Origin of the sequence: Amycolatopsis sp. M39 (assembly GCF_001651785.1) — a bacterium.
In the GTDB taxonomy this organism is placed as follows: Bacteria; Actinomycetota; Actinomycetes; order Mycobacteriales; family Pseudonocardiaceae; genus Amycolatopsis; species Amycolatopsis rubida.
The window spans coordinates 13524-33076 of record NZ_LWSF01000011.1; the positions used below are offsets into that span (position 1 = coordinate 13524).

Annotated in this window: 19 protein-coding genes and 1 pseudogene; 11 read left to right on the top strand and 9 right to left on the bottom strand. The window is 69.9% G+C overall.

The genetic code is table 11. The annotated features are described in order from the left end of the window. Positions 1-31: 31 nt before the first annotated feature. Positions 32-694 carry an MSMEG_1061 family FMN-dependent PPOX-type flavoprotein gene (locus A4R44_RS23610; RefSeq protein WP_067584653.1) on the bottom strand — a complete coding sequence of 221 codons (663 nt, stop codon included), beginning with the start codon at positions 692-694 and terminating at the stop codon, positions 32-34. Between the two features lie 11 nt (positions 695-705). Continuing rightward, the gene (locus A4R44_RS23615; protein WP_067584656.1) at positions 706-1665 is read right to left on the bottom strand and encodes a PDR/VanB family oxidoreductase; all 960 of its coding nucleotides are present in this window, start codon (positions 1663-1665) and stop codon (positions 706-708) included. A gap of 65 nt (positions 1666-1730) precedes the next feature. Here A4R44_RS23615 and A4R44_RS23620 point away from each other — a divergent pair, with 65 nt between their 5' ends. Further along, positions 1731-2372: a TetR/AcrR family transcriptional regulator C-terminal domain-containing protein gene (locus A4R44_RS23620; RefSeq protein ID WP_067584659.1), complete on the top strand. Its 642-nt coding sequence runs from the start codon at positions 1731-1733 to the stop codon at positions 2370-2372. A gap of 15 nt (positions 2373-2387) precedes the next feature. Here the strand turns inward: A4R44_RS23620 and A4R44_RS23625 are convergent, their stop codons facing one another. After that, the gene (locus A4R44_RS23625) at positions 2388-2954 is read right to left on the bottom strand and encodes a TetR/AcrR family transcriptional regulator (protein ID WP_093576125.1); all 567 of its coding nucleotides are present in this window, start codon (positions 2952-2954) and stop codon (positions 2388-2390) included. Between the two features lie 115 nt (positions 2955-3069). Between A4R44_RS23625 and A4R44_RS23630 the strand changes: the two genes are divergently transcribed. Next, positions 3070-3933, top strand: a complete 864-nt coding sequence (locus tag A4R44_RS23630; protein ID WP_067584667.1) for an NAD(P)H-binding protein — start codon at positions 3070-3072, stop codon at positions 3931-3933. Here A4R44_RS23630 and A4R44_RS23635 read toward each other — a convergent pair. Continuing rightward, entirely contained in the window at positions 3908-4477 is a 570-nt protein-coding gene (locus tag A4R44_RS23635) for a TetR/AcrR family transcriptional regulator (RefSeq protein WP_067584670.1), read from the bottom strand. The genes A4R44_RS23630 and A4R44_RS23635 overlap by 26 nt on opposite strands. Positions 4478-4572: 95 nt before the next feature. Between A4R44_RS23635 and A4R44_RS23640 the strand changes: the two genes are divergently transcribed. Then, positions 4573-5475: an NmrA/HSCARG family protein gene (locus A4R44_RS23640; RefSeq protein ID WP_067584673.1), complete on the top strand. Its 903-nt coding sequence runs from the start codon at positions 4573-4575 to the stop codon at positions 5473-5475. On the opposite strand, the gene A4R44_RS23645 is transcribed toward A4R44_RS23640, so the two are convergent. Beyond that, positions 5462-5926: a hypothetical protein gene (locus A4R44_RS23645; protein WP_067584677.1), complete on the bottom strand. Its 465-nt coding sequence runs from the start codon at positions 5924-5926 to the stop codon at positions 5462-5464. The two genes, A4R44_RS23640 and A4R44_RS23645, sit on opposite strands and share 14 nt — an antisense overlap. A 121-nt stretch (positions 5927-6047) precedes the next feature. On the opposite strand from A4R44_RS23645, the gene A4R44_RS23650 reads away from it, so the two are divergent. Both A4R44_RS23650 and A4R44_RS48225 read left to right on the top strand, forming a co-directional pair. Further along, positions 6048-6239 carry a hypothetical protein gene (locus tag A4R44_RS23650; RefSeq protein WP_067584680.1) on the top strand — a complete coding sequence of 64 codons (192 nt, stop codon included), beginning with the start codon at positions 6048-6050 and terminating at the stop codon, positions 6237-6239. Positions 6240-6270: 31 nt separating this feature from the next. Further along, positions 6271-8940: a hypothetical protein gene (locus A4R44_RS48225; protein WP_095213557.1), complete on the top strand. Its 2670-nt coding sequence runs from the start codon at positions 6271-6273 to the stop codon at positions 8938-8940. A 514-nt stretch (positions 8941-9454) separates the two neighbouring features. On the opposite strand, the gene A4R44_RS51800 is transcribed toward A4R44_RS48225, so the two are convergent. From A4R44_RS51800 to A4R44_RS23670, 4 genes and pseudogenes are all read right to left on the bottom strand, one after another. Beyond that, a complete protein-coding gene (locus tag A4R44_RS51800; protein WP_255366180.1) occupies positions 9455-9586 on the bottom strand; it encodes a hypothetical protein in 132 nt (43 codons plus the stop codon). A gap of 488 nt (positions 9587-10074) precedes the next feature. Further along, the gene (locus A4R44_RS23660; RefSeq protein ID WP_067584683.1) at positions 10075-11343 is read right to left on the bottom strand and encodes a cation:proton antiporter; all 1269 of its coding nucleotides are present in this window, start codon (positions 11341-11343) and stop codon (positions 10075-10077) included. Between the two features lie 124 nt (positions 11344-11467). Then, positions 11468-12019 (bottom strand): annotated as a pseudogene (locus A4R44_RS46135) (sigma-70 family RNA polymerase sigma factor); the annotation flags it as partial. Further along, on the bottom strand, positions 12009-12887 hold the full coding sequence (locus tag A4R44_RS23670; RefSeq protein WP_067584690.1) for a LysR family transcriptional regulator: 879 nt from the start codon (positions 12885-12887) through the stop codon (positions 12009-12011). The gene A4R44_RS23670 and the pseudogene A4R44_RS46135, both read right to left, overlap by 11 nt. A gap of 112 nt (positions 12888-12999) precedes the next feature. Here A4R44_RS23670 and A4R44_RS23675 point away from each other — a divergent pair, with 112 nt between their 5' ends. Genes A4R44_RS23675 through A4R44_RS23700 form a run of 6 tightly spaced genes read left to right on the top strand, consistent with a single transcriptional unit; the run spans position 13000 to position 19525 of the window. Further along, positions 13000-14460: an aldehyde dehydrogenase family protein gene (locus tag A4R44_RS23675; protein ID WP_198545418.1), complete on the top strand. Its 1461-nt coding sequence runs from the start codon at positions 13000-13002 to the stop codon at positions 14458-14460. Beyond that, positions 14457-16109 (top strand): hypothetical protein, encoded by a 1653-nt coding sequence (locus tag A4R44_RS23680; RefSeq protein WP_067584697.1) that lies wholly within the window; start codon positions 14457-14459, stop codon positions 16107-16109. Before A4R44_RS23675 ends, A4R44_RS23680 begins: the two co-directional genes overlap by 4 nt. After that, complete coding sequence (locus A4R44_RS23685) at positions 16110-17099, top strand: membrane dipeptidase (RefSeq protein ID WP_067584700.1); 990 nt, start codon at positions 16110-16112, stop codon at positions 17097-17099. Next, positions 17096-17788 carry a hypothetical protein gene (locus tag A4R44_RS23690; protein ID WP_067584705.1) on the top strand — a complete coding sequence of 231 codons (693 nt, stop codon included), beginning with the start codon at positions 17096-17098 and terminating at the stop codon, positions 17786-17788. Before A4R44_RS23685 ends, A4R44_RS23690 begins: the two co-directional genes overlap by 4 nt. Then, a complete protein-coding gene (locus A4R44_RS23695) occupies positions 17785-18186 on the top strand; it encodes a RidA family protein (RefSeq protein WP_067584709.1) in 402 nt (133 codons plus the stop codon). The genes A4R44_RS23690 and A4R44_RS23695 overlap by 4 nt, the downstream gene beginning before the upstream one ends. Then, on the top strand, positions 18176-19525 hold the full coding sequence (locus tag A4R44_RS23700; protein WP_067584712.1) for an MFS transporter: 1350 nt from the start codon (positions 18176-18178) through the stop codon (positions 19523-19525). The genes A4R44_RS23695 and A4R44_RS23700 overlap by 11 nt, the downstream gene beginning before the upstream one ends. The last annotated feature ends 28 nt before the right edge of the window (positions 19526-19553 follow it).

A 19553-nucleotide genomic window follows, 5' to 3' on the forward strand; every position in this document is an offset into this window, starting at 1 on the left:
GCAGGGCTTCGCGGCGGGAGCAACGGAGTTTCTAGAACAGTTCGGTCCGGTAGTTTTCGTCGACCACGTCGTACAGGCCGCCGTTGACGAGGTCGCCGAGGCTGTTGTTGATCTTCTGCGCCTGTTCGGCGATGGAGAGCGTGTAGAAGTCGCCGCCGAGGGTCGCCGCTTCGGCGAGTCCGCGCGTGTCGCCCTCCCACAGTTTCGCCCGGATGACGGCTTTTCCGCACTGCCCGAACACTTCGCGCACGCGGACGACCGTCGCGAGCACCGCGGGTTTGCTGTCCGCGCTGAGCATGCTCAGCAGTTCCGGGTCGTCGGTGACGAAGGCGTCGCCGTTGACCCGGATCACCTCGCGCAGGCCGGGCACGAAGAAGACGAGCCCGATCGACGAGGTGGCGGTGACGTTCTCGAAGGTGTCGGCGAGTTTGTTGCCGGGACGGTCGGGGATGGCGAGCGTCCACGGGTCGAGGATCCGCACCGAACCGGGCGGGTCGCCTTTCGGGCTGACGTCCATCAGGCCGTCCGCGCCGGAGGTGGCGGCGCAGAAGAACGGGCTGTGCGCGATGAACCGCATGGCGAATTCGCCGAGCTGCGGCTCTTTTTTCTCGGCGATGAACTGGTCCGGGAAACCGATGATCTCCCGGATGCGCGCCATGGTGATCGGGGTGTAGGCGTCGGCCGCGGTGGGCATGCTCTCTCCCGTCACAGGTCGAGGACGAGGCGTGGGGTGCGGGCACGGGACACGCAGACGAACATCCTGTCGCCTGCCGCTTGTTCGCTCGGGGAAAGGATGCCGTCGCGGTGGTCGGGGACGCCGTCGAGCACCTTGGTCTCGCACGAACCGCAGATTCCGGACCGGCACGAGGTCGCCGGGCGGATGCCGGCCTTTTCGAGTGCGCTGACGATGCTTTCGCCGGCGCCGACGGACACGGTTTTCTTCGAGGCCGCGCATTCGACCTCGATCGGCTGGTTTTCCGCGGGAGGAGCCTGCGGGGCTTTGAAGCGTTCCAGGCGCAGTGCTTCCGCGGGCCAGCTCGCCGCCGCGGTGTCCAAATCGGCCAGCAGGGAAGCCGGTCCGCAGGCGTAGACCTTCGCGCCCGCTTCGACGGGCTTATCCAGCGCGGACAACGAAATCCGGCCGATGGTGTCCGACGGGTGGCAGTGCACGCGGCCGCCGTAGCCGCGGAGTTCGTCGAGGAACGGCATCGACGTGCTGGTGCGGCCGCCGAAGTACAGCTGCCAGTCGGCGCACTGGGCGGCCGCGGTGCGGACCATCGGCAGGATCGGGGTGATGCCGATGCCGCCCGCCACGAAGACGTACGACGCGGCGGGGTGGAAGCCGAAATTGTTCCGCGGGCCTTTGATCGCGACGCGCTGGCCGGGCCGGAGAAATGCGTGCACGTATTCCGAGCCGCCGCGGCTCGTGCGTTCCCGGCGGACGCCGATCCGGTAGTACGCGCGTTCGCCGGGCGGACCGCAGAGCGAGTACTGCCGCTCGACGCCGTTCGGCAGCACGAGGTCGATGTGCGCGCCGGGCTCCCAGCTCGGCAGCGGTTTCCCGGTGGCAGCCGCCAGGTCAAGCGAGACGACGCCGTCGGCTTCCCAGCGCAGCTGCCGGACGAAGACGTCCAGCTGCCCGGCGGTTCCGGCATTCGGGGGCATCGGTCCCTCCTTTTGTTAACGATGTTACTTGCCGCCTCGCCGAGGATATTGGTAACATCGTTAACATGTCAACCGACACGAAACGGGCGGGAATCGCCGCGACGCGCGCCGAGCGGGCGGTGGCCGAGGCGCTGGACCTGGTCGACGCGGGCGGGCTGGAAGCGCTCACCATGCGCCAGCTGGCCGACCGGATGGGGCTGCACCTGCCCGCGATCTACCGCCTGTTCGACGGCAAGGACGCGCTGATCGACGAGATGGCCGAGGCGATCCTCGCCGGGGCTGTCTCGGAGTTGCCCGCGCCGGGCGGCGACTGGAAAACTCGCGTGCGGAGCATGGCCGCGGGATTGCGCACGGCCCTGCTCGCGCACCGGGACGGGGCGCGGATCGTCGGCGGGAACTACGCGGCGAAGCGCAGCAATCTGACCTTTGTGGACAGTCTGCTCGGCGGCCTGCTGGGGTCGGGGTTGCCGCGGAAGCGGGCGATCTGGGCGACGAGTGCGGTTTTTTGCTACGTGCTCGGCGAAGCGCTTGAGGAACAGGGCGCGACCGGGGACGAGGTCGAGGCGCTGAAGAGCGTGCTGGGGACGCGGAAGTACGTGCACCTGGAGGCGGGGCCGGTGGAGTCCATGCTCGATTTCGAGGAGCGGTTCCAGTTCGGGCTGGAGTTGCTGCTTGCCGGGGTGGACGCGGCGGCGGGGCGGCGCTAGGTTTTCCGCGGGCAGTTACCGGCGGATGCCGTCCAGCAGGTAAGCGGTGCGACGGTCGTAGGCGTCCCGGGCAGGACGTTCGCCGTGTTTGAGGGCGAGGGCGTTGTCGGCGACGAGCGCGTGGAGGTCGCCTGCGGTGAACTCCGGCCGCACCACGCCTGCGGCCCGCGCGGCCGCGACGAGTTCGTCGTTCGCCGCGCTCCCGACGCGGCAGATCTCCATCAGCTGCGGCGAGTGCGGATAGATCCGCAGCAGGACGTCGTTGACGGCGGGCTGGCGGTATTGGAGGTCGCGCAGCGCGGTGAGGTAGTAAGTGATCTGCTCGCCGGGGTCGTCGATGGTCCGCATACGGTCGATGACGGCGAACAGTTCCGTCGCGACGACCTCTTCGATGACAGCCTCGATGAGACCGATCCGGCCGCCGAACCGGTTGAAGATCGTGGCCTTGCTGACTCCCGCCGCTCGCGCGACCTCCTCCAGGGGGACCGTCAGGCCGCGGCCTTGGAAGGCTCCGATCGCGGCGGAGCGGATCTGCTCGGAATTGCGCCTGGCGTCGGCGCGCAGCCGGGATTTCGAAGGCACTTCGTTCCTCCTCTCGCTGTCGCCCCGCGACGTAAGTTGACTCACTTGGTCAGCTTACCTAAAGTCGGGGGAGGAGAAGTTGACCGGTGGGGTCAACTTAGACCCGGGAGAAGAAATGATCGTTGTCACCGGCGCTGCCGGCGGGCTGGGCGGCACCACCGTCGAGCACCTCCTCAAGCGCGTGCCCGCCGACCGGATCGGCGTCAGCGTCCGGGACCCCGCGAAGGCGCGGCACTTCGCCGACCGCGGCGTGCGCGTGCGGCAGGGTTCCTACGAGGACCCGGCCGCGCTGCGCGACTCGTTCGCCGGTGCCGAGCAGGTCCTTCTGGTGTCCGGCAACGACCCGGCTGCCGACCTGGCCAGCCTGCACCGAGCCGCTGTCGGCGCGGCCGTGGCGGCGGGGGTCCAGCGGATCGTCTACACGAGCCAGCACGGAGCCGTACCCGGCAACCCGTACCGGCCGTCGGACATCCACATCGCCACCGAGGCGATCCTCGCCGGCTCCGGAGTTGCCTGGACCGCACTGCGCAACGGCGCCTACGGCCCGCTCGGCCATGTGCTCGGCCCGTGGCAGCGGACCGGCGAGATCGCTCAGCCGGAAGACGGGCCCGTCCCGTACACCGATCGTGCCGACATCGCCGAGGCCACCGCGCTCGTCCTCGCTGGCACCGGTGCCTTCGACGGCCCCGTCACGCTCGCCGCTCCGGCCGCTGTCACCTTCGACGATTTCGCCGAGATCGCTTCGAGGCTCACCGGCCGGAGCGTCAAACGTGTTGTCGTGGACGACGAACAGTGGGTTGCCGACCAGGTCGCGCTCGGCGTCCCGGAGCAACTGACCCGCCTGATGCTGACCTGGTATCAGGCCTCCCGTGCTGGTTATTTCGCCGAGTCCGGCACCGCGCTGGCGGAGCTTCTCCGGCGCGAGCCGCGCACTGTCGCGGACCGGCTGGCCGTCAGCCTCGACCCGGCCGCGGGCTGATTCCCGCCACCGCGATCCGGAACAGCCGGCTGGCCTCGGCGGCCGGTTCCGGATGGCGTTCGGTCGTCAGAGTGATGCCGACGATCAACGCGATCAGGTCGCCGACCGTCACATCCGGCGAGACGGCCCCGTCGCGGGCGGCGCGGGCCACTAGCGGCGCTGCGGATTCCTCCAGGGTCGTCGAGCAGGAGTTTCCGTGCACCGGATCCGGCGTGTCGTACGCCAGGGCGGCCGCGAGGCCGCGTGCGGTCACGCAGTAGCTGACCACGTCGTCCAGCCATTCCAGGAGGGCTCGGCGGCTGTCGGCTTCTCCGGCCAGTTCTTGAGCGCGCGCGGCCAGCAGCGCGATCCGGTCCTGCGAAACGGCTTCCAGCAGCGCGTGCCGTGTGGGGAAGTGCCGTCGCACGGTCGCGGAGCCGACTCCGGCGGTGCGCGCGATCTGTTCCAGCGACGCGTTCGCCCCGTGCGCGGCGACCTCCGCCCCGGCCACCTCGAGAATTCGCGCGTAGTTGCGCCGCGCGTCCGCGCGCTGCTGGCCGGACATGGCGTGACCTCCGGGTTTGCTAAGTGGCGGGCCCCGCCGTATCGTAGCGGACACGAAACGGCGGGCCCCACCACTTAGTGTTCCGAGGGAGAATCATGGGCGAGGAAGCACCGGTACTGGTCGTCGGCGCGACGGGACGGCAGGGTGGCGCGACGGCGCGCGAGTTGCTGGCGGCAGGCGTTCCCGTCCGGGCGTTGGTCCGGGATCCGGCGGCGGAACGGGCGAAGACGGTCGAGGCGGCGGGCGCCGAGCTCGTCGTCGGGGATCTGCGCGATCGGGACGGATTGGCGCGGGCGGTGAAGGGCGCGCGGGCGGTGTTCAGCGTGCAGATGCCGGACATGAGCGGGGCCGAACCGGATTTCGCCGGGGAGGTGACCCAGGCGGTGAACCTCGTCGAGGCGGCGAAAGACGCGGGCGTGCCGCAGTTCGTGCACACCTCGGTGAGCGGGGCTGGGTCGCCGGAACTGGCCGAGGAACGCTGGGCGTTCCTGGCTCCGGCGATGGAGGCGAAGGCGGCGATCCAGGATCGGCTCCGGGCAGCGGAATTCCGGCGGTGGACGCTGCTCAAGCCGGGGTTCTTCATGGAGAACTTCCTGCCGGCCACGCAGTACGTTTTCCCGCGCGGCATCGAGGGCGGGCTGGTGACGATCTTGCGTCCGGAAACCCGGTTGTCGCTGGTCGCGACGCGGGACATCGGCCGGGCGGCCGCCGCGGCGATCGCGGAGCCGGAGCGGTTCCACCGGGTCGAACTGGAGCTGGCGAGCGACTGCCGGCCGATGGCGGAGATCGCGCCGATTCTGTCCCGCGTGCTGGGCGTGCCGTTGCCGGTGCCGGACATGACCGTCGAGGAGGCGCTCGCCGCCGGGATGCCGCCGATGGGCTTTTCGCACGCGATGCTGAACGAACTCGGACAACCGGCGCGGCCCGAGTTCGCGCGGGAACTCGGGATCCCGCTGACCAGCTTCGAGGAATGGGCGGAGACGGCTATGCGGGCCTGAATGCTTGGTGCGGCAAGGCTTCCAGGCCCAGGCGGTGCACTGGGCGAGGGTTGGCCAGCACCTCGTCGACGACCGCCGCCAGCTCGGTTTCCCTGACCCCCGATGCGAGGTTGGTCGCCGCGCCGGTGTTCGCGGCGAGTTCGGTCAGGGCCGCGGGCGGCGGGCAGGGTGAAGGCGGCGACGTGCGGGAGCAGGATCGCGTGGGTTTCGGCGTGCGCGACTGCTGCCGGCAGTTGCACGTCCGCGTCGAACGGCGCGCGCTGGAACGGCAGCCGGTATCGCGGCAGCAGACGAGGGTGACCGGGCCCAGTTCGACCATCGCCACGTCGGTCTGCAGCCCGTCGTCCGGGCCCGCGGGCGAGAGCCGGTGCGGGGTGAGATACCGCGCCGCGGCGGCCCGGAACTGCTCCAGGTCGGCGGTGTGCAGCACGGAGAACCGCCATTCGCGCACCGCCTTTCCGCCGCTCCGGTCCCTGGTAAGCCGGGCCGCGTTGCTCCGTTCGGTTCAGCCCGGTCGACACCGCGGCGCTCGCCAAAGGCGCGTTCTGCCGCATTTCGAGACCAATGCGGACGTGCTGCACCAGATCCACGGCCAGTTCACGGATTTCCGGCCGCGGCGGATCCGCGAGGCGCTCGCCGGGAACGGCGCGTCCAAACCGGTCGCGACCGCGCGGGTGTTTGTGTTCGCGGACCGGGTCGCCGGCGGAGATCCGGTCCTGGACCGCTCGTCGTCGTTCTGGCACGGCGGGCTGCTTTCCCGGTAAAAAGGAAAGATCACCGGGGAGGGAGCAACCAGTGAAGGTCCTTCTGCGCAAATTTGTCCCTGTCGCGGCAGCCGCCGTCTTGGCGGTCACCTTGGCACAGCCCGCGGCGGCGAGTCCGGCCGCCGGTCCGGCAGCCTCGCCCGAGTGGCGCGTCGCCGACGGCCAGCTGCTGTGGACCGCGCCGAAACCGCTGTTCGGCGACGGTGCGGTGGAGTTCTGGTCGGGCGGCAAGCTGCTCGGTCGCGCCCAGCCGCGGGCTGACCTGCGGACGTTCTCGCTGCCGGCCGGCGGGATCAGCGATCTGCGCGGGCTGGAGGTGCGCGTCGGCGGCCGTTCGCTGACCGAGCCGCCTCGCGCGACGGCGAAGCAACCAGCCCCGGCACCGCTGCCCGAGTTGCCCGCTAATGCGGTGGATCCCGGTAAACCCGGGCAGTTCTCGACGGTCAAGGGCGAGTACTCGCTCGACCCGGTGCGGCTGCCGGGACTGGACGGGCCGATCGAGATGCGGGGCGTGGTCGTCGCGCCGAAGCACGCGCCGGGCAACCGGCCGCTGGTGGTGTTCTTGCACGGCCGTCACCAGCCCTGCTACGACCCGGCTGATCCGGACCACTATTCGACGGCTTGGCCGTGTGCCGCCGGGATGCTGCCGATCCCGAGCTATCGCGGCTATCTGCAGACCCAGGAATTGCTGGCGTCGCAGGGATTCGTGACAGTGTCCATTTCGGCCAACGCGATCAACGCGCTCGACAACGCCGCGGAGGACGGCGGGGCGCAGGCCAGGTCGTCGCTGGTCCGGCTGCACCTGGCGCACTGGGCGGACTGGTCCGGCAGCGCCCGGGCGAGCGCTCCGCGGGTCGTCCGGGATTCCCCGGCAGCAGACCTGTCGAATGTCTTGCTGGTCGGGCATTCCCGCGGCGGCGAGGGCGTGAACCGCGCGGCGATGGACAGCCTCTACCCGCCGCCGGGCGACACCGGGTTCTCCGGGCCGGTCCGCTGGAAGATCCGCGGCGACGTGCTCATCGCGCCGACGGTGTTCGGGCTCAACCCGGTGCCGGATGTCCCGTCGGTCACCTTCCTGCCCTCCTGCGACGGCGACGTCTCGGATCTCCAAGGACAGCAATACATCGACGGGGCGCGCGGCGTCAGCCGGGACACGGCATTGCACAGCGCGCTTTATGTCTCGGGCGCGAATCACAACTACTTCAATGCCGAATGGACTCCGGGTGTCGCGGTGGCTCCGGCCAATGATGATTTCTATTCTCGCGATCCGGACCCGAATTGCTCGCCCGGCGTCCCCGCGCGGTTGACCGACGCGCAGCAGCGGGCGGTCGGCGCGACCTATGTCGCCGCGGCGGCGCAGCTGTTCCAGAAGCACGATCCGCGGGTGCAGCCGTTGCTGGACGGCTCCGGCGTGCGTGCGCCGTCGGCCGATCCGGCGCACGTGCTGACGCACGCGCTCGGCGGTGCGCGGACGCCGGTGCTGATCCCGGATTCGTCGACCGAGGTCACCGGCGGCGGAGACGTCTGCCGGCAGGTCGGTCCGGATCAGCGGTGCCTCACGAATACCGGCGCGTCCAAGTCGCCGCATTTCGTCGGGCTGGAAGACGCTCCCGACCCGACCCGCACTGCCGTGCATGTGCGCTCGGCGGGGGCTCCGGCGCAGATCCGGTTGCCTCGCCCGGTTTCCGCGGACGGCGCGCGGGCGCTGGCGATGCGGGTCATCGCGCCGGAGAACGCCCCGGCCGCTTCGTTCGACGTCGCGGTCGCCGATTCCCGGGGCAAGCGCACGAAGCTGGGCTCGTTCACGGTGACCGGCTTGGCCGGGACCGAACGGACGAAGTCGTTCTGGGGACAGGAAGTCCGTGTTCCGCTGCCGCCGCACCTGGAGGTGGCGAGCCTGGAACTGACGCCGCGGACCGCGGGCAGCGAAGCGTGGCTGCTGGACGCGTACGCGTGGCGGCCCGGCCTGCCCGATCCGGCGCCTGCTCCGCTGACGCGGGTCGATCTCGGCGCCCTGACGGTCAAGGAAGGCGATTCCGGGTCGAAGACGTACCAGATCCCGGTCACGGTGACCGGGGACGGCGGCGGTTCGCTGCGCGTCTTCCGGACTGACCCGGACTCGCCGACGTCGGCGAAGTGGACGTATCAGGCGGTCACGCTCGCGCCGGGACAGCACACGCTCGACCTGCCCGCGACGGTCGTCGGGAACACCCGGTGGAGCTGGCCGTACCGGCTGCTGGCGGACGTGAAAGCCACCCGCGGCACGGTCGTCGGGGCGGCGGAGGGCGCGGTGAACGTCGAGAACGACGACCCGGAGCCGGAGGTGAGCGTCGGCAAGACGGACGTGTCGGCGGTCGAGGGCGGCGCGCTGGCCTGGCCGGTCAACCTGTCCGCTGTGGCCGATTCGGACCTCTACGTGACGGCGGAGGTGAAAGCGCCGAAGACCGGGCCGGAACTGATGACCTCGGACGTCGACCCGCAGTGGCTGATCGAGCACGGCGTGGACCCGAAGAAGTCGCAGCCGCTGTCGGCGACCGGGGTGACGGTGGCGGCACCGGTTTTGGCGGGGAAGCTGAGCGCCGAGCTGACGATTCCGACGGTGCGGCACGACGGGACTGATCCGGTGAAGCATGTCTTGCTGCACATGACGGAATCCGGCCCGGACATCGACCTCACCGGGACGGTGACGGACGCGGGCTGACCGCAGCGGCCGGTGTGGTCAATCCTCCTGGCCCGGGTCACGGGCCAGGAGGATTTCCCTTCGCGGCGGCCGGTTTCGCGGAACCCGTGCCGCAGGGAGAACGCGCGTGGTGACCGCCAGGACTTCGAGTACGAGCGGCTGTCCCCGCTCCGCCGCGACGCCGACCAGCCAGCGGAGCAGCCGCCCGCCGATCCCTTGGCCCTGGAGCGCGGGTCGAGTTCGGCCGGTACTCGATCACGAGCAGACCGGCGTCCGCTCCGTCGAGCGTGAGCACCTGCCACTGGCCGGGGGCGAAGGCGCGGTCGTGGTAGTCGCGCTGGATTTCGTCGTCCCAGCCCCAGATCGCGGCTCAGGGTATCGCGGTTACCGATCCTGCTTCCGCGCCCTCGGCGGAATCCGCAGCATGGCCGTTCCCCGCTGCCAGCAAAAGGACGTTCACGCCAGTCCGCCGGTCGCTCACGCAGCCGAGGCCGTGCCGTTTTCTGGTACATGGGGTCTCTCTCCGCCTGGGTGTTCACCAGTTCTTGCGGGTGCGCAGGAGCGCGTCCGCCTTGAGGTGGCAGGCTTGCCGGAAATAGCCGGGCACCAGCTCGTACATCGACGTGGCTGCCCGCCCCACTACCGCCGCGGGCCGGGGAGAGTCCATATTGGACACAGTTCTCCACCGCGCCGCGCTTCCATCCCGGGCGTTGCGTCCACAGTGCACTCCAGCTGGTCATCACCTCGGTTTCCAGCGTGCAGGCGCTGGGCGAGAGCACGCGGTGGCGCAGCAGAGCGAAAGCGAGTTCGGCGAGGCGGAGACTTCGCGGAGGGTGCGGACGCGGAACATCCCCGCGGTTCCGTTCAGCCAGGCATTTTCCGTGGAGTCGGCGTCCGGACGCGGCAGTATCCCGGCAGACAATTGGCTCCGGTCTCCGCGCAACGCGGCGACGGTGTCCGATCTGGGCTTCTTCGTCGTGTGCGGGAATGACGGGCGACGACGCGCACGCTGCCGTCCGGCTCGGGGTTCGGCGAGCGTGGGTGCGGGCATGGACGGGGCCTCTGCGCGCGTCGTGCTTGACCCTTGCTCTGTCCGCGGTCACGGAACGCTACGGGCAGGCCGCCCGCGCGGAGGAGTAAGGCTGTGCGTGCATCCTACCGGGATCGACGGTGTGCCCGCGAAGTCATCAGCCGGGTGATGAGCGGCGTCGAGCCGAGTCCGTGCAGGGCTACGCTGCAGAGGACGCAGACGACCGTCAGAGTCAGGACGAGGTCGCTCTCCTCGCCGGTCAGGCCGTTGATCGCCAGCAGTCCGAACACGACCGACGTCGTGCCGCGCGGGCCGAGCGCACCGACGAGGAACCGGTCCCGGTGCGGCATCCGGGTCCGGGTCAGCGACAGCATCACCGGGACGATCCGCAGGACGGTCAGCGCGAGGAGGCAGAACACGATCGGCTGCCACGCGATGCCGAAGGACACCACGACGACCGCGGCGGCGCCGACGACGAACCACATCGTCATGGTCAGGATTCCGGTGACCTCTTCGAGCAGGCGCAGGTCCTCCGACGGCCGGACGAAGTGCTCTCGGGCGTCGCTGTCCGAGGTGCGAAGGTGCCGTGCGGCGAAGGCGCGGTAGACATAGCGGAAGGCGATCCCGCTGACGAAACAGGCGACGAATCCGTTGCCGTCGATGGCGACTGTCACCGCGTAGGTCAGCAGGGGCGTCGTGAGGAGGGTGATGCGTCGTCCCTGTCCGGAAGTCCAGCCGGCACGGACGGCGAGGAACAGCAGGATGCCGATCACCGTGCCGACGACGGCTCCGGCGACAATGGCTTTGATCGCGAACGGCAAAGCGGTCGCGAGTGCTTTCGCGGCGGTATTCGCGGTGTTGTCGCTGCGCGCGAGAATGAGCGCGAACAGGAACAGCGGCGAGACCAATCCGTCGTTGTAGCCGCTTTCGACGTTCAGCACACTGCGCACTTGCGGCGTCAAGGTTTTGTCCCGCACGACGCGTTCGGCGGCGGCGAAATCGCTCGGGACGACGATGCACGCGACGATCAGCAGCAACGGCCACGACAGTTCCGGGAAGAACGCCCAACCCGCCAGCATCGCCAGCCCGAGGCTCAGCGGCAGCGCGAGGAACAGCACTCGCGCGACCAGGCTGGGCGCGTGTCCCCACAACCGTCCGCCGCGGACCTCGGTGGCGTCGACGAAAAGCAGCATCGCGAGAATCAGTTCGGCGACGTGCTGGGCGATTTCGGTGTCGAAGACGTCGAGCAGTTTTTCCGGATTCGCGAACAACGCGGTCGCGACCCCGCACAGCACCATCAGCACGGGTGCGGCGATGTTCCACCGGTCGAGCTGTTTGGCCGCGAGCGCGCGCAGCAGAACCGCGGTCGAGAGGACCAGCAATGCGGGAATCATCGTTCGTCCGGCTCCACGGCTCTGATCGTGCCCAGCCGTCTTCGGCCGCTGACGCTCCACAGTGTACCGGCGGGGGCCCGTCAGTCCCGGCATTCCGGGTGCAGGTCACGTCCACCCAGAATCGGTCGATGGCCGGACGATTCGGCGGGTTCGGCTCCCTGGCGTCGGCGAGCGCGGCGCGGGCTCGTCGCAGCGCGCTGTTGACCGCCGGCACGGTCGTCTCCAGCTGCGTGGCGACCTCGGCCGCGCTGAACTGGAGCACCGACCGGAGCACGACGACCGCTCGTTGCCGCGCCGGGAGGACCTGGGTCGCGGCGACCCACGCAAGCCGCAGTCCGGCACGGGTGCCGGCGTCGGGGAGGGGCTGCAACCACGGGATGTCCATCGCCGGTCGCAGCGGTGCGCCCGGATCGTCGCCGGCGGCGCCGAGACCGGACGGCAACGGACGCCGGGCCCGGCCTTCCAAAGCGGTCAGGCAGACGTTCGTCGCGATCCGGTACAGCCAGGTCCGGACCGAAGCGCGCGCCGGGTCGTACCGGTCGCGGGCTTTCCACGCGCGCAGCAGCGTCTCCTGCCCGAGATCCTCGGCCTCGTGGAACGGGCCGGCCATCCGGTAGCAGTAGGCGGTCAGTTCGCTGCGGTGCGGTTCGAAGTCCACCGCGTCATCATCCGGCACGCGCGACGCTGAGGAAACGGTCGACGACCGGGTTGTTCTCGTGGTCGGTGCGGGAGATCGCCGAGACGGTCGAGAACGCGCCCGCATCGGCGAGAGCCAGATAGCGCAGTCCGGGCAACTGCAAGGCGCGCAACGCGTTCGGCACGATCGCGATGCCGGTGTCGGCGGCGACGAGGCCGAGCATGGTCGGGAACTGGACGGCCTCCTGGACCACGCGAATCCGGAATCCGGCCCGCAGGCAGAGCGTCTCGATGTGGTCGTGCAGCCGCGAGACGCGCGTGCGCGGGAACGCGAGGAAGGGCTCGTCGGCCAGCTCGGCCATCTCGACGGTTTCCTTGTCCGCCAGCGGATGCGTCTCGGACACGGCCACGATCAGCCGTTCGCGGCCCAGCGGGTGCACGGTCAGTCCGGCGGCGTCGCCGACCTCGCGCGCGATGCCGACGTCGAGCTGGCCGTCGCCGAGCGCGGCGATCTGCGCGTCAGTGGTCGATTCGGTCAGTTCGAATCGGACATTGGGCCATTGCCGCCGCATCTCCAGCACGGTGGCGGGCACGATTTCCAGCGCGGCCGAGCTGACGAACCCGATTCGCAGCAGCCCGAGTTCGCCGCGTGCGGCGTGGGCGACCGCGGTGAGGGCGTGCTGACTGTCCGCGAGCACACGGCGACCTTCGGTCAGCAGCACGCGGCCCGGTTCGGTCAGTTCGACGCTGCGGGTCGTCCGCAGGAGCAGCCGCACGGACAGTTCCTTCTCCAGCTTCGCGATCTGCTGGCTGAGCGCGGGCTGGGCGAGGTGCAGCCGTTCGGCGGCGCGGCGGAAGCTGCGTTCCTCGGCGACCGCGACGAAGTAGCGAAGCTGGCGGAGTTCCACGTCGGTGATAATGGTTCCTTATCAGTGAGTAGGCAATAGATACTTCACTCTGTGTTCCGCGCGACTTAGCGTGATGGAAGACAAGCACCGTCGCGAACGTCGAGGAGCACCCGTGGATCACGCATTGTCGTTGCAGCACTTCGTAGCGGGACGGTGGGTTCCCGGCGACGGACCGGTCACGCAGAGTGTCGACCCGGCGGATCCCGCGCAGATCGTGGCCGAATACCGCACAGCCGGTCCGGAGCTGCTGGACCAGGCAGTGCGCGCGGCGGTGGCGGCGCAGCCGGAGTGGGATCGCCAGGGCACCATCGCCCGAGGTCTCGTGCTGCGGCGGGCCGCGGAACTGCTCGCCCAGCGCGCCGAATCGGTGGCCGCGCTGATGACCCGCGAGCAGGGCAAGACGCTGGCGGAGTCGCGCGGCGAGGTGGCCGCCTCGGTCGAGACGCTGCACTATCACGCGGGCCGGGCGCGCAGTGCCGACGGCGTGCTCTACCCCTCCGGCAACCCGGACGAGGTCGTGCGGACCGTGCGCCGTCCGCTGGGCGTCGTCGGCGTGATCACGCCGTGGAACTTCCCGGTGCAGATCCCGGCGTGGAAGCTCGCCCCCGCGCTGCTGTGGGGCAACTCCGTGGTGTGGAAGCCGGCCAGCGACACGGTCGCGCTGGCGGTGGCGTTCGCCGAGATCCTCGTCGAGGCCGGGGTGCCGGACGGCGTGCTCAACCTGCTGCTCGCGCCCGGTTCGCTGGGCGCGGAGCTGGTGGAGCGGCCGGAGCTGTCCGGTGTCACGTTCACCGGATCGGTGCCGGTCGGCCGCGCGATCCAGGCCGCGGTCGTGCCGCGCGGCGCGAAAGTGCAGCTCGAACTCGGCGGGCACAGCGCGGCGATCGTCCTGCCCGACGCCGACCCGGCCCAAGCCGCCGCGGCGCTGGTCACCGCGTCGATGAGCGGAACCGGGCAGAAGTGCACGGCCGCTCGCCGGATCATCGCGGTCGGGGATGCCTACGACCGGCTGGTCGCCGAGCTGTCCGCCCGGGTCAAGGGCCTCGTCGTCGGGCCGGGGACGACGCCGGGAACCGAGATCGGGCCGTTGGTGTCCGCCCGGGCGGCGGAAGAGGTCGAGGGCGCGATCCAGCAGGCGGTCGGCGAGGGCGCGACGGTGCTGGCCCGCGCGGACTGCCCGCGGGGCGGGGCGTTCGTCGCGCCGACGCTGCTGGCCGGGACGCCCGAACTGACGATCAGCCAGGAGGAAGTGTTCGGCCCGGTCGCCACCGTGCTGCGCGCCGTCGACCTGGACGAGGCGATCCGGCTCGCGAACGGCACCCGGTTCGGGCTCACCGCGGCGGTGTTCACCGACGACGAGCGCGCGGTCCGGCAGTGCCTGCGCGACCTGGACGCGGGCATCGTGAAGGTCAACGCGCCGAACACCGGGTCCGAGGTGCATGCCCCGTTCGGCGGCCTCAAAGACTCGTCGTTCCCCGCACCCCGCGAGCAGAACGGCGAATCCGCCGCGGAGTTTTTCACCTGGACCAAAACCGCGTACCTGCGGACGTCCGCGCCTCGGGAACAATCGTGACCCGGCCCGCGGACACCGCGCTCGCTCCGGCGGAACTGGGCGCTGCCCGCTACACCCGGCACAGCTTCGCGCGGTCGTTCCTCCGTCAGGCGGCGCGGGAACGCTGGGCAGTGTCCCGCACCCGGTGGGAGTTCGACGACAGCGGCCACGGCGAGGCGGTCTACCGGATCGACGCGGACGGCACTCTGCTGCACTTCGCGGTGTTTTCCACGGTACTGCGGGAAAACGAGCGTACTGACCGCGTGATCGCGAAGCGCTGGGATGTCACTGCCGCTCTGGTGGAAGGGCCGGTTCCCGACGACCGGCTGGCCGAACTGCGCCGGGAAGTGCCCCGGCAGGAAGCTGGCCGCGCCGACGCCGCGACACTGGTGTGGACCCGGGCCAACCGGAGCGAGCGATTCTTCGACTACGTGGTGGCGCAACTGGCTGCCGGTGCACAGCCGGACTGCGCCACGATGGGCGACGCCTGCTACATCCTGCGCAGTACGGCCTTCTACAGCAACGGAAAGTTCGGTCTCGCCGACTTCGACCGGCTTGCCGAAATCCCGCCGTTGCAGGTGCCCTACCGCGCGCAGATGCTGGCCGCGTGGCTGCTGCGCGAGTTCAGCTATGACCTGGTCGAACAGTGCGCCGCCTGCCGAAACCCGGCCGCGGCGAAGCTTTCCGGCGAGTGGCGACGGTATCTCGGCCTCGGCAACGCGACCGGACTCGGCATGGTCCCGTTCGTGGTGAACCATCCGCACATCCTCGACGCCTGGTGCTCGGCACGGGAACTCCCGCTGGCCCATGCCCTCGACGCCGAGGCGGACGCCGGTTCGGTCCGGCGGGCGAGTGAACTGCTCGACCGGGCCCGCCGGTACTTCGCCGAACGCGACACCCTGACGACCGCGCCGTACCTGAGCGGTCCCGAACTGGCTGACCGACTCGGCGGAATCGCCTCGCTGCTCAGCGAATTCCCCGCGGGCGGCTTCCGGTGGCGGGACCTCGACGACCGAGCCGCGGAGTTCGGCGCCGAGGCCCGGGCCGTGCTGCACACCGTCCTGGTCGAACTGGACGACTCGCTCGACGCGGAGATCGAGCACCTGCTGACCTGTGACCAGCGCCGGCGAGTCGACCTCGCGCAGACCTGCGGTGAGCTGCGCGACCTGCTCGCCGACCGGTACGACTGGACCCGCGAGTTCGACTTCACCGATCCGAACGAACAGGCGAGGTTCTGGTTCTCCGCAGAGGACAACGAAGAACCCCGGCGCGGCAACCGCGGCCAGGACCCGGGCGAATCGATGGAGCACCCGATCGACGTCGCCCGCGCCGTGCACGCCCTCCGGCACGACCTGGCCGCCGCGGACGCGGGCCGATCGGTGGCGGAGTTCCTGCTCGAATTCCCGTGGCATCGCGGAATTGTCGCGCGCGTGCAGTCTGTCGCCGGGCTCCGTTACGGCGAGGTCCGCGCGAACCTGCTCGCCGGCGATTTCCTTCCGCTGCACCTGCAGCGATTCCAGCTCGCCCTTTACGGCATGGAGAACTACAGCCCGCAGTCGACCGACTGGTTGCGCGTCACGCTGTTCTCCGGCGCGCCCCGGGCGCGCGACGTCGAGTCCGGAGCGGACGACGACTGGCTGTTCACCCGCAAGCCCGGAAAGGAGTCCTGAGTGGACCCCCTGGAGCACGGCGACCTCACTGTCGTCGACGGACTGCAGATCAACAACTGGGACCGCAAAGTCCTGGAGGAACTGAAAGCGGGCGGCGTCACCGGCGTGAACGCGACCTGCGCGGTCTGGGAAGGCCCGCAGGAAACGCTGCGCGCGGTCGCGGATTGGTACGAACTCGCGCGGGACAACGCCGATCTGGCCGTCCTCGCCGAGAACGCCGATGACATCCGGCAGGCGAAACGCGACGGCAGGCTGGCGGTGCTGCTCGGCTTCCAGAACTCCTCGCCCTTCGGCGACGACTACCGGATGGTCGAGGTCTTCCACCGCCTCGGCGTGCGCATCGCGCAGCTGACCTACAACATCCAGAACCTCGTCGGCGGTGCCTGCTACGACGACCACGATTCCGGGCTCACCGCGTACGGTCGCTTCATCGTCGCGGAAATGAACCGCGTCGGGATGCTGGTCGACCTGTCGCATGTCGGGAACCGCACGAGCCGCGACGCGATCGACGCCTCGGCCGGACCGGTCGCGATCACGCACGCGAACCCGCTGTCCTTCGCCGATTCGCCGCGCAACAAGCCGGACGACGTCATCGACGCCCTCGCCGCGCGTGGCGGGGTGCTCGGCTGTTGCTTGTACCCCAACGTGATCGGCGGCGAGAAGACGACGCGGCGGCAGTTCTGCGAGATGGTCGCGGGACTGGTCGAGCGGATCGGGCCGGACCACGTAGCGCTGGGCAGCGACTGCACGCGCAACTGGTCGCAGGACTACGTCGCGTGGCTCCGCAACGGCCGGTGGCGGCCCGCGTCCGCGGTTCCGGTGGAGCCGCAGTGGCCGGTGTGGCCGACCTGGTTCGGCGGTCCGGCCGACTTCCCGGTCCTCACCGAGGGATTGCTGGAAGTGGGCCTGGACGAAACCGTCGTGGCGCAGGTGCTGGGCGGCAACTGGCTCCGGCTGTTCGACACGGTGTTCCCCGGAGCCGGACAATGACCGCGGCGAGGGCCGAGCGTGTCGCGGCGGCCGAAACCGTGCGCACCCGGGTGTCCGTGCGGGAGATCCACGAGGTTTCGCTCCGTGCCTTGCGGGCGTCGGGGCTGAGCAGCGGCGAGGCGGAGTACCTGGCCGAGGTCATCGCGTCCGCCGAGGTGCACGAGGGCGCCGGGCTCGACGCCTTGGCCACCGAAACAGCCCGGATCCCGGCCGGACGGGTCGGTCTCAGGCTGGAACATTGCGACGGGTACGCGGTGGCGCACGACCCGGCTTCGCGCGGTCCGCTGCAGGCGTTCGTGCCCGCCTGCGAAACGGCCGCCGTGGTGGGCACGGTGGTCGTGCCGGGAATGACTGGCAGTCCGGTGCTGGATTGGGCTGCGTTGGACATCGCCGAACGATCCGGCCGGGTCCTGTCCCTTTCGGATGGCGGGGAACGCACGGTCGTCACTCCGAGCGGGGACCTGCTGAGGCTGCCCGCCGCCGCGGAACCGCGTCCACCGGTCGTGGGATTGGTGGTCCGCCCGCTGCGCGAGGTTCCGGACGGACCGGTGATTTCCACTGCGGCGGAACGGAAACAGCGGCATCGCGAAGCGGTCGCCCATGGTGTGTCCGTGAAAACTCCACTGTGGACTCTCGCGTACTCGATCGCGTGCGGGTTCCTGATTCCGGACCACCGGGAGGGCCGATGACTTCGCGTGAGCTGGTAGCGCATCCGCACGGACCGCGTCCCTACGCCGGTGCCGCCGTTTTCGGCGGGGTGATCTGGGCGTGCGGGCAGGTCCCGGCCCGGCGGGACGGCAGCGTCCCGGAAGAAATCGACGAGCAGGTGCGGGTCGCCCTCGACAACCTCGAGGACACCCTGCGGGCCGCGGGAGGGAGCCTGCGCACGCTGCTCAAACTGACGGTGTTCCTCGCCGACCTCGGCGAGTTCGACGCCTACCACCAGGCCTACCTCGACCGATTCGCCGGCATCGACCTGCCGCCGCGGACCACGGTCCAGGTCGCCGGGTTCCGGGGGACGAAACGCATCGAGATCGACGCCGTGGCGGCGGTCGGCAGCGAGGAGACCAACCGACATGAAGACTGACCGCGCACCGGACACCGCGGGCTCTGTTGTCCGCGCAACCCTGGATTCGGCCCGGCTCAACGGGTTTCACCGCAAGCTCGCGCTGTACTCTTCCGGCGGGCCGTTCCTGGACGGCTACATCCTCAGCATCATCGGCATCGCGCTGGTGCAGATCGGCCCGCAGTGGCGGATGGACTCGCTGTGGTCCGGCCTGATCGGCGCGTCCGCGCTGGTCGGCGTGTTCATCGGGGGAGCGGTGTTCGGCCCGCTCACCGACCGGATCGGCCGGAAACTGATGTACACGATCGACCTGATCGCGATCATCGTGTGCTCGGTGCTGCAGTTCTTCGTCGCCGACGCCGCGCAATTGTTCGTGCTGCGGCTGCTGATCGGCGTCGCGGTGGGCGCGGACTATCCCATCGCGACCGCGCTGGTCACCGAATTCGCGCCGAAAGCGTGGCGGGCGCGGCTGGTCGGCGGGCTGAACGCGATGTGGTTCGTCGGCGCGACGGTCGCCGCGTTCGTCGGGTTCTTCCTGCTGAACGTGGACCAGGGCTGGAAGTGGATGCTGCTGTCCTCGGCGGTGCCCGCGCTGCTGATCGTGATCGCCCGCACCAGCATTCCGGAATCGCCGCGCTGGCTGCACAGCAAGGGCCGCGACGCCGAAGCGCTGGAGGTTTTGCGCACGACGATCGGCGAGCACGCGACGCTGGACGACCTGCCGGAAGCCGAAACCAAAACCCCGATGTCCGCGTTGTGGCGCCGCGGATATCTCAAGCGGGTCGTGTTCATCTCGATTTTCTGGACGTGCACGGTCGTCCCGCTGTTCGCGATCTACGCCTTCGGGCCGCAGATCCTCGAACTGTTCAACCTCGGCGGCGGCAATCTGTCGCACCTCGGCTACGGCCTGATCAATTTCTTCTTCTTCGTCGGCAATATCGCCGCGCTGCTGCTGGTGGACCGGCTCGGCCGCCGTCCCGTCCTGATCTGGGGCTTCGCGATTTCCGCGGCCGGACTGTTCTACCTCGGCCTGCAACCGGGTGCCGCGCTGTGGCTGATCGCGCTCGCCTTCGCGGTGTACGCGGTGTTCAACGGCGGACCGTCCATTCTGGAATGGATCTATCCGAACGAGCTGTTCCCGACCGAGGTCCGCGCGTCGGCGGTGGGACTGTGCACCGGGATCAGCCGGATCGGCGCGGCTGTCGGCACCTTCGCGACGCCGTGGTCGCTCACCAATCTCGGATTGTCGGCCACGATGTACATCGCCGCCGGGATCGCCGCGCTGGGCGCGATCGTGAGCGCCTTGATGGCCCCGGAGACCAAGAACGTCGATCTGCACGTGGCTTCTTCGCTCAGCTGAGCGGGAAACCGGGCCCGGCGCTGGGGAG

What these genes read in the sequence shown, in the direction of transcription:
- A4R44_RS23610 (WP_067584653.1), bottom strand. Translation starts at nt 694, where the DNA reads ATGCCCACCGCGGCCGACGCCTACACCCCGATCACCATGGCGCGCATC.
- A4R44_RS23615 (WP_067584656.1), bottom strand. Translation starts at nt 1,665, where the DNA reads ATGCCCCCGAATGCCGGAACCGCCGGGCAGCTGGACGTCTTCGTCCGG.
- A4R44_RS23620 (WP_067584659.1), top strand. Translation starts at nt 1,731, where the DNA reads ATGTCAACCGACACGAAACGGGCGGGAATCGCCGCGACGCGCGCCGAG.
- A4R44_RS23630 (WP_067584667.1), top strand. Translation starts at nt 3,070, where the DNA reads ATGATCGTTGTCACCGGCGCTGCCGGCGGGCTGGGCGGCACCACCGTC.
- A4R44_RS23635 (WP_067584670.1), bottom strand. Translation starts at nt 4,477, where the DNA reads ATGTCCGGCCAGCAGCGCGCGGACGCGCGGCGCAACTACGCGCGAATT.
- A4R44_RS23640 (WP_067584673.1), top strand. Translation starts at nt 4,573, where the DNA reads ATGGGCGAGGAAGCACCGGTACTGGTCGTCGGCGCGACGGGACGGCAG.
- A4R44_RS51800 (WP_255366180.1), bottom strand. Translation starts at nt 9,586, where the DNA reads ATGGACTCTCCCCGGCCCGCGGCGGTAGTGGGGCGGGCAGCCACGTCG.
- A4R44_RS23660 (WP_067584683.1), bottom strand. Translation starts at nt 11,343, where the DNA reads ATGATTCCCGCATTGCTGGTCCTCTCGACCGCGGTTCTGCTGCGCGCG.
- A4R44_RS23690 (WP_067584705.1), top strand. Translation starts at nt 17,096, where the DNA reads ATGACCGCGGCGAGGGCCGAGCGTGTCGCGGCGGCCGAAACCGTGCGC.
- A4R44_RS23695 (WP_067584709.1), top strand. Translation starts at nt 17,785, where the DNA reads ATGACTTCGCGTGAGCTGGTAGCGCATCCGCACGGACCGCGTCCCTAC.
- A4R44_RS23700 (WP_067584712.1), top strand. Translation starts at nt 18,176, where the DNA reads ATGAAGACTGACCGCGCACCGGACACCGCGGGCTCTGTTGTCCGCGCA.